The sequence below is a fragment of the Leptolyngbya sp. FACHB-711 genome, assembly GCF_014695615.1.
In the GTDB taxonomy this organism is placed as follows: Bacteria; Cyanobacteriota; Cyanobacteriia; order Elainellales; family Elainellaceae; genus Leptolyngbya_A.
Genome location: NZ_JACJOR010000447.1, coordinates 1 through 7485 on the forward strand (window position 1 = coordinate 1; position 7485 = coordinate 7485).

Genomic DNA, 7485 nt, shown 5'->3' on the forward strand with positions numbered 1-7485 from the left:
CTGCCCCTCTAATATTCTTTACATCCCCATTGCTTTACCCTTTTACTGCAAGGGTGGCGATCGTTTACCTATACTTTGCGATTGAACCTCGCCTTCAGATCATCCAGGCTGGGCGGCTTTTCCGCTTTTGGTTCTGATGCCGATTGCTGCCCGGACTGCGACTTATTTTGAGATTTCGTTTGGGGTTGAACTTGGGATTTAACTTGGGATTTAACTTGAGATTTAACTGAGGGTTTATCCTGGGGTTTCGCTTGCGGTTTAGGCTGATTTCGAGAGTTCGCTTCTGCACGGAAAGTTTCGCCTGCTTCGCCTGATTTCATCGAAAGGCTAATCCGCTTCAGAGACTCATTCACCTCCAGCACACGCACCTTCACCACCTGCCCGACTTTGACAATTTGCTTTGGGTCACTCACAAAGCGATCGGCAAGCTGAGAAACGTGAACCAGTCCGTCTTGATGCACACCAATATCGACAAATGCGCCAAAGTTCGCCACGTTGGTGACAATCCCTTCTAGCTCCATGTCCGGTTTCAGGTCGCTGATTTCCTTGATGCCTTCTTTAAAGGTGGCATATTTGAACTCGGCGCGGGGGTCACGTCCGGGCTTTTCCAGCTCTGCCAGAATATCGCGCAGGGTTGGCTCTCCGATCGTCTCCGTCACATATTTCTTCAGGTCGGTTTTCTTCAAGCGAGCAGCAACTTCTGTAATCTGATTACCCCCCGCAGGAACGTGCTTCGCATCGAGCGTCACCTGAAGATCGGCGGCAATGCGTTCCACCACAGAGTAGCTTTCCGGGTGAACGGCAGTATTGTCGAGGGGGTTTTTGCCGTCTCGAATTCGCAGAAACCCTGCTGCCTGCTCAAACGCCTTGGGTCCAAGTTTCGCGACTTTGAGGAGTTCTTTGCGATCGCGGAATGCCCCATTCTGATTGCGATACGTCACAATATTGTTTGCAACAGCAGCAGAAATGCCGGATACATAGCTCAGCAACTGTTTCGATGCCATGTTTAAATCAACCCCGACATAGTTCACGCAGCTTTCTACCGTTTCATCTAATTTCTTTTTCAGCAGCTTTTGATCCACGTCATGCTGATACTGTCCAACGCCGATCGATTTCGGGTCAATTTTTACTAGTTCTGCCAGTGGGTCTTGCAGCCGTCGCCCGATACTGATCGCGCCGCGCACCGTAATATCCTGATCGGGAAATTCCTCGATCGCCGTTGGGCTGGCAGAATAAATCGACGCGCCCGACTCATTGACCATCACCTTGATCGGTTTGCGCTCCAGCAATTGCAGCACCTCTGCGACAAATTCATCGGTTTCTCGTCCTGCTGTGCCGTTGCCGATCGCAATCAGTTCAATCTGATATTTCTCAATTAATGTCTTCAGCGTTTTGCCTGCCTGAACGCGCTGCCCCTCTGCCTGATGCGGAAAAACCGTCTGGTACTCCAGAAACTTCCCGGTCTGATCGAGCACCGACACCTTACAGCCCGTGCGGAATCCAGGATCGATCGCCAGAGTGGGCTTCATTCCTGCCGGAGCAGACAGCAAGAGTTCGCGCAAATTTGCCTCAAAGGTTTTGATTGATTCGACATCTGCCTCCAGCTTTTTCTCAGCCCGCACTTCGCCAATCAGGGAAGTTTTCATCAGGCGATCGAAGGCATCTTTCAGCATTTCCCGATAAAACTGACGAATCGGGGCAGCCTGAGTGTGAATCTCTTCTCGTTCCAAGTAGCCCTGCACTGCATCCGCATCAAAAGCAAGCTCCACATCCAGCACACCTTCTGTCTCACCTCGATACAGTGCCAGCAGGTTGTGAGGCGCGATCGTCTTTACCTTTGACTGATAGCGGCGATACATCTCAAACTTGGTCGTGCCTTCGGGAAAGTCCGCTTTCACCTGCGAAATAAACAGCCCGGTCTCCATCAAAAAATCGCGCAGATACGATCGCAGATGCGCCTGATCCGCCACTTCCTCCGCCAGAATATCCGACGCGCCCTTCAGAGCTTCCGCCGCTGACTTCACGCCTTTTTCTTCCGAAACATACTTTGCGGCTTCCTGCTCCAGACTTGCCGACTTTGCAGCAGGCTGATTGAGGGATTTAATCCATTGAGCTAAAGGCTCCAACCCCTTCTCACGGGCGATCGTGGCTCTGGTACGCCGCTTTGGACGATAAGGCAAATACAAATCTTCCAGTTCCGTTTTGAGCAGACAGTTTTGAATCGCCTGCTGCAATTCGTCGCTGAGCTTGCCTTGTTCGGCGATCGATTTGAGAATGACAACTTTGCGATCTTCAAGTTCGGTCAGGTAAGTGTGGCGATCGAGCAGATCCCGCAACTGCGTTTCGTTCAGTTCACCCGTGCGCTCTTTGCGATAGCGAGCAATAAACGGAATCGTTGCCCCCTCTGCAAACAGTTCCAGGGCACTCTCGACTTGAAAGGGTTTGAGAGACAGTTCTTGCGCCAGCAGTTGAGGAATATTCAGCATCGTTGCGATCGATCCAACCATCAAACAGTTCTTCTAGGATAGTGTAGAGAATCCCCCTGCCGATGCCTATGGACGCGCTGATCCTTTATCTGCCGCCGACGCTGCGCCTGGCTCACCAGCAATACGAACAGCTTGCCATCGCCAACCCTGATTTACGCATCGAAATGACCACAGACGGAGAAATCGCCCCCACACTCCCGTAAGGCACGGGGGTGAAAAACGCTGTAAAAAATATTTGGTTAAGAACAACAGCAAATTTTATCCTTCTTAAAGAAGGTTCAGATCCCTTCAGGAATGCTAAGCAATTTTCAAGGGCACATCTTCGGGTTTGCTACAGCCTCGCGTTAGACACTCGCATCAAGATACTAAAAATCCCGGCACTGTGGCCGGGAAGTTCTGTGGTGTGAGGAGTGTGTGTATCATGAACCTTGTCTAAGAACTAAGGTAGTCGCCTCATGTGACAGCGATCGGGCGAGCGTGTTTCAATGTTGTGAATTTTTGAGATGTCTGAGAAGCGTTGACGATCGCTCTTGAGACAGTGAGCTTGAGACAAGGAAAGGACTGTTCAATTCAAGCTCATCTTTTCTCTGATAGAAGCAATAAACCGTTGTAGGGCATAAACTCTAGCTTTGCCAGTCCCAGCCAGTAAAAGCAGCCCGATCCTCGACCAAGGTCAAACAAACCCGTGACAGTATTGCGGCCATCTGGGGCGATCGCACGCCGCATTCTCGCCAGTGGAATGGGCGAACCGATGAACGAAGGCTGGCGGTAGCCGGATCGCTGGGTGCAACCTGCCTGTGCACTGTGTTCCTACGGCTGTAGGCTCGATATTAGCGTGAAAGACAACCAGATTATCGGGGTGCAAGGGCGGGAAGTCGATCGCGTTAATTTTGGGCAGATTAGAACCAAAAGAGGCAAAAAAAGCAAAAAAAGAGGGCAACACTGTGCCCCCAACTTGGTTTATAAGTTCAGGAATGGTTTAGAAATGAACCTAGGAACTGATTCAGAATAATGAATTCAGCATTCTCAAAACCGCACTAAACCGTATCCATTCTAGAGACTCCGGTGGAAGTGCCCGCAGTGCCCAGACTGCCTGCCATGCCGCTTGCATCCTTGACGAAGCCGCTATATGCCTCCATTCCGTGCTCGCCAATGTCCAGACCCATGAGTTCTTCTTCTTCAGAAACTCGAATGCCCAGAATTGCCTTCAGCGCGATCCAGAAGATAGAAGACAGCAGCACCGTCATACCGCCAACCGAGATCGTGCCAAGGAACTGAATCCAGAGCTGTCCCAGACCGCCCCCTGCAAACAGGCCTGCAGCCGGACCTGCAGCATACAGCGCACCGGGAGCATCGCTCGGACCCACTGCAAACAAACCGACTGCCAGGGTTCCCCAGATACCATTGGTCAGGTGAACTGCAATGGCACCAACGGGGTCATCGATTTTGATGCGATCGAAGAACATTACTGCAAACACGACCAGAATGCCGCCGATCGCGCCAATAAGTGCAGCCGCAGGAATTGTAATGAAAGCACAGGAAGCTGTAACCGCTACCAGACCTGCCAAAATGCCGTTGATGATCATGGAGAGGTCGGGTTTGCCCAGCACCAGCCAAGCCACGATCGTTGCAGCCACGCCACCAAACGCACCGCCCGTATTTGTAGTTAGAGCAATGTGAGCAATCAGAGAACCATCACCCACTGCCATGGTTGAACCCGGGTTGAAGCCAAACCAGCCCAACCAGAGAATTAAAGTTCCCAAGGTGGCGATGCTCATGTTGTGACCGGGAATCGCATTGGGCGAACCGTCAGCGTTGTACTTGCCCAGCCGCGCACCGAGGAACGCTGCACCCATGAGAGCTGCCCAGCCGCCAACTGCGTGAACGACCGTTGAACCCGCAAAGTCGAAGAAGCCAAGACCAGCAAGCCAGCCGCCGCCCCAGATCCAGTGACCTGTGATCGGGTAAGCAATTCCCACTAGCAGCAAGCTGAAGATCAAGAAGTCAACAAACTTGATGCGCTCTGCGACTGCACCGGAAACGATCGTTGCCGCCGTCCCTGCAAACACAAGCTGGAAGAAGAACTTAGCTGCTAAAGGCACGCCCGTCCAGTTGAGCGAAGTGTAAACGCCCTGGTAAGCATCTGCGGTTGCAGGGCTGTTATCTGCACCAGAGAGGAAGAACAGCCCACTTGTGCCAAAGAAGGGGTTGCCATCGCCGAACATGAGACCGAAGCCAATGAACCAGAAGGCGATCGTCGAGAGAGCGAACACAATCAGGTTCTTTGCCAGCACGTTAACAGCATTCTTTTGGCGGCAGAAGCCCGTTTCCAGCATACAGAAACCAGCGTTCATAAAGAACACCAGCATCCCCGCAATCATCACCCACATCGTATCCAAGCCGACTCGCAGCGAGGATTCGAGTTCGGTGAGCTGAGCAGCAGAGGGAGTTTGTGCCGAAGCAGAGAAAGAAGACATCAACACCAGAATTCCAGCCAGGGGAAGGCAGGCTTGCAGGGAAACCGGGAGCCGACGAATCTTTTTGAAGTATTTTTGGGCGTAGTAAGCGACTTCAGATCTAGCCCAAGATCTAGCCAAAGTATCAGCGATCGATCGCTTGTTGCGAGTTCTCATTCGCCTGTGCGCTAATTTAGACATTTTACTGGACGTTCCTTCAGCAAGTGAATGCATCAAATCCGGCACTCTGTGAGCGATTCACAGGGCACAACTCATTCAGATAAGGGAGCAACCTAGCCCCGAATTGAACCTCGAAAGGGTAGAGGCACAGACTGAGGCATTGATTTCTACCGATGCAGCTAAACCAGTTATTCGCAAGACGAAGACGGCAGGGAACTTTAGAGTTACCCCACAGCAATCAATTCACAGCGATTTCACGGAAACTGCAAAATCTATGTTTCAAATTGCACCAATCTTGTTGAAGTAATTCTGTATAGGAGAATACAATTGCTAAGCGTGTTGCCCCACAGCCTATGTAGCGCAAGGCTTTTGAAGCTAAAGGAAATCTTAGACTTCCCCTAGAAAATAAGCAGACGCTCAATCCGTTTACCTCAGATCTGCTGGCGATCGCCTGCAATTTGGAAACTTTCGGAGACTTTCGCAAGTCTGCTCGCAAACCTGCTAGTGATCGAGCTGCTCCCGATAAATTGTTTCATCCTGCTGCCGCCAAGCAGGGTCAACAATACAGATAAAAATCAAGTCTTCTGTTCCAAGATTTGCGATGTACTGCTTTGCGTCGGGAGGAATGTAGATCGCATCCCCCGGCTCGACAGCTTGCACCTCGTCATCAATGTGCATTTCACCATTCCCGCTCAAGATGTAATAAACCTCGGACGTTTTGAGCGAGTGAGGAATTGAAACCTGTCCGGGGGAGACGATCGCATGAGCCAAACTGTAGCGCAGGTCGATCGACTGCTTATCGGGATGAAGCAACTCTCGGAGATTGGTTCCATCTCCGGCAATGAATTCTGAGCAATTTTGAAGTTTTTGGATTAGCATCTCACCGCCATTTGCGATTAGCACTGAGCCAATCTTAATTCTGATTAGCGGTAAGCGCGATCGGCATTACCCACAGAAGCGTAGGAACAGGGTTCAAAATCTAGGCAGTTTACCGCTTCTTCAGTGCCTGCCGAGCTGGGATGAACAGGACACTTTAGAACGTGAGTGTTAGTAAAAAATTGACAGTTGGCGCAAGGAATTTGGTGCATTCTCTGAGCCGTTTTAACGCTGTCTCTTGCGGCTGCCCAGAGGCTCCAGCCCAGAAGCGCAACCAGCCCCCAGGCAAGCACAAAACAGATCGGCACAAGGATAGGTTGAATTAACTGATGCATCTGAGACAGGGTCAGAAAATAGTAGTGAAGCATAACGTAAAAAAAGACGGTGAGTAACGAGTGGATGACCAACAAATCGAACAAAGAGATTGGAGTGAATCTATTGTTTAATCTAGATTATTCGATTCAAATCGATGAATCAAAATCAATCTAAAAATTAACGCACCAACTTTTCATCGATCTCATTCTCATTTTGTAACTTTTATTAATATTCTTCCTGCCGCTAAAGGCGGAACTCGCCGCTCTAACCTAAGTGAGAACGCAAGAAGAGCAGTTGAGGCAATGAATCAGGTAAAATCCAGGGTGAGCCATTAATCTGTTCTCAAGGCATCTACAGTTCTATCCGCTTCGCTCTTTTTCCTGCTTTGCTTTTCAAGCCTTGACAACATTAGTATCGAGTTAAAACGAGTTGTAATCGGGTTGAAATCTGAAGGAGCGCGAGGTTCTTCTCAGAATTGGCAGTTTGAAAGAGGGCGATCGGGTTGCAGTTACGGCTGCTCAAGCGTCATCTCAAGCGAGAGTATTTTCAGGAGATTTCCTAAATCCCTCCCACGTGATCGGCAAAGATTAATCCATAATAGAAAGCTGCATTTTGCGACAGAATAGAATGCGACAGAATAGAATAAAGATCCAAAGTCCCATCGGAATACCGGAGTTCTGTGGGATGATGGATAAGTATCTATGGATTGTTGTTGAATTGACAGACAGGTAGCGCAATATGGCACTCCAACTTGGTGATATCGTTCCCGACTTTACGCAAGACTCCACTGAAGGAGTTATCAATTTCCATGAATGGGCAGGGGATGGCTGGGTTGTCCTCTTTTCTCACCCCAAAGATTTCACGCCCGTTTGCACAACAGAGCTGGGTACGGTCGCACGGCTGAAGCCTGAGTTTGACAAGCGCAACGTTAAAGTAATTGCCCTCAGCGTAGATGATGCTGACTCGCATCGTAGCTGGGTAGGCGACATCGAAGAAACCCAAAACGCCCGCATGAACTACCCCATCTTGGCTGACTCCGATCGTAAGGTGTCTGACCTGTATGGCATGATCCACCCCAACGCCAACGCAAAGGTGACCGTGCGCAGCGTGTTTGTCATTGACCCCAGCAAAAAGCTGCGACTGACCATTACCTATCCGCCGAGCACCGGACG

8 protein-coding genes are annotated in these 7485 nt (G+C 50.3%); 3 read left to right on the forward strand and 5 right to left on the reverse strand.

All coding sequences use genetic code 11. From position 1 onward, the window contains the following. Window positions 1–68 precede the first annotated feature (68 nt). On the reverse strand, window positions 69–2507 hold the full coding sequence (locus H6F80_RS20065; protein ID WP_518523620.1) for a Tex family protein: 2439 nt from the start codon (window positions 2505–2507) through the stop codon (window positions 69–71). Between the two features lie 41 nt (window positions 2508–2548). Here H6F80_RS20065 and H6F80_RS20070 point away from each other — a divergent pair, with 41 nt between their 5' ends. Next, entirely contained in the window at window positions 2549–2689 is a 141-nt protein-coding gene (locus H6F80_RS20070) for a hypothetical protein (RefSeq protein WP_190793296.1), read from the forward strand. Between the two features lie 373 nt (window positions 2690–3062). Here the strand turns inward: H6F80_RS20070 and H6F80_RS20075 are convergent, their stop codons facing one another. Next, window positions 3063–3212: a hypothetical protein gene (locus H6F80_RS20075; protein ID WP_190793297.1), complete on the reverse strand. Its 150-nt coding sequence runs from the start codon at window positions 3210–3212 to the stop codon at window positions 3063–3065. Window positions 3213–3270: 58 nt separating this feature from the next. Here H6F80_RS20075 and H6F80_RS30890 point away from each other — a divergent pair, with 58 nt between their 5' ends. Next, window positions 3271–3498, forward strand: a complete 228-nt coding sequence (locus H6F80_RS30890) for a hypothetical protein (protein ID WP_190793298.1) — start codon at window positions 3271–3273, stop codon at window positions 3496–3498. A 25-nt stretch (window positions 3499–3523) separates the two neighbouring features. Here the strand turns inward: H6F80_RS30890 and H6F80_RS20085 are convergent, their stop codons facing one another. The 3 genes from H6F80_RS20085 to H6F80_RS20095 form a co-directional block, all read right to left on the reverse strand. Further along, window positions 3524–5119, reverse strand: a complete 1596-nt coding sequence (locus H6F80_RS20085) for an ammonium transporter (RefSeq protein ID WP_199296703.1) — start codon at window positions 5117–5119, stop codon at window positions 3524–3526. A gap of 504 nt (window positions 5120–5623) precedes the next feature. Next, window positions 5624–6001, reverse strand: coding sequence for a cupin domain-containing protein (locus tag H6F80_RS20090; protein WP_190793300.1), 378 nt, complete (start codon window positions 5999–6001; stop codon window positions 5624–5626). Between the two features lie 44 nt (window positions 6002–6045). Further along, window positions 6046–6366 carry a hypothetical protein gene (locus tag H6F80_RS20095; RefSeq protein WP_242067473.1) on the reverse strand — a complete coding sequence of 107 codons (321 nt, stop codon included), beginning with the start codon at window positions 6364–6366 and terminating at the stop codon, window positions 6046–6048. 685 nt (window positions 6367–7051) lie between these two features. Here H6F80_RS20095 and H6F80_RS20100 point away from each other — a divergent pair. Continuing rightward, window positions 7052–7485, forward strand: a 434-nt coding sequence (locus H6F80_RS20100) for a redoxin domain-containing protein (protein ID WP_190793301.1), incomplete at its 3' end; no start/stop codon positions are given.

Bases quoted from the DNA above. Each gene is read 5' to 3' on its own strand.
- H6F80_RS20065 (WP_518523620.1), bottom strand. From the start codon at position 2,507: ATGGTTGGATCGATCGCAACGATGCTGAATATTCCTCAACTGCTGGCG.
- H6F80_RS20070 (WP_190793296.1), top strand. From the start codon at position 2,549: ATGCCTATGGACGCGCTGATCCTTTATCTGCCGCCGACGCTGCGCCTG.
- H6F80_RS20075 (WP_190793297.1), bottom strand. From the start codon at position 3,212: ATGCGGCGTGCGATCGCCCCAGATGGCCGCAATACTGTCACGGGTTTG.
- H6F80_RS20085 (WP_199296703.1), bottom strand. From the start codon at position 5,119: ATGAGAACTCGCAACAAGCGATCGATCGCTGATACTTTGGCTAGATCT.
- H6F80_RS20090 (WP_190793300.1), bottom strand. From the start codon at position 6,001: ATGCTAATCCAAAAACTTCAAAATTGCTCAGAATTCATTGCCGGAGAT.
- H6F80_RS20095 (WP_242067473.1), bottom strand. From the start codon at position 6,366: ATGCTTCACTACTATTTTCTGACCCTGTCTCAGATGCATCAGTTAATT.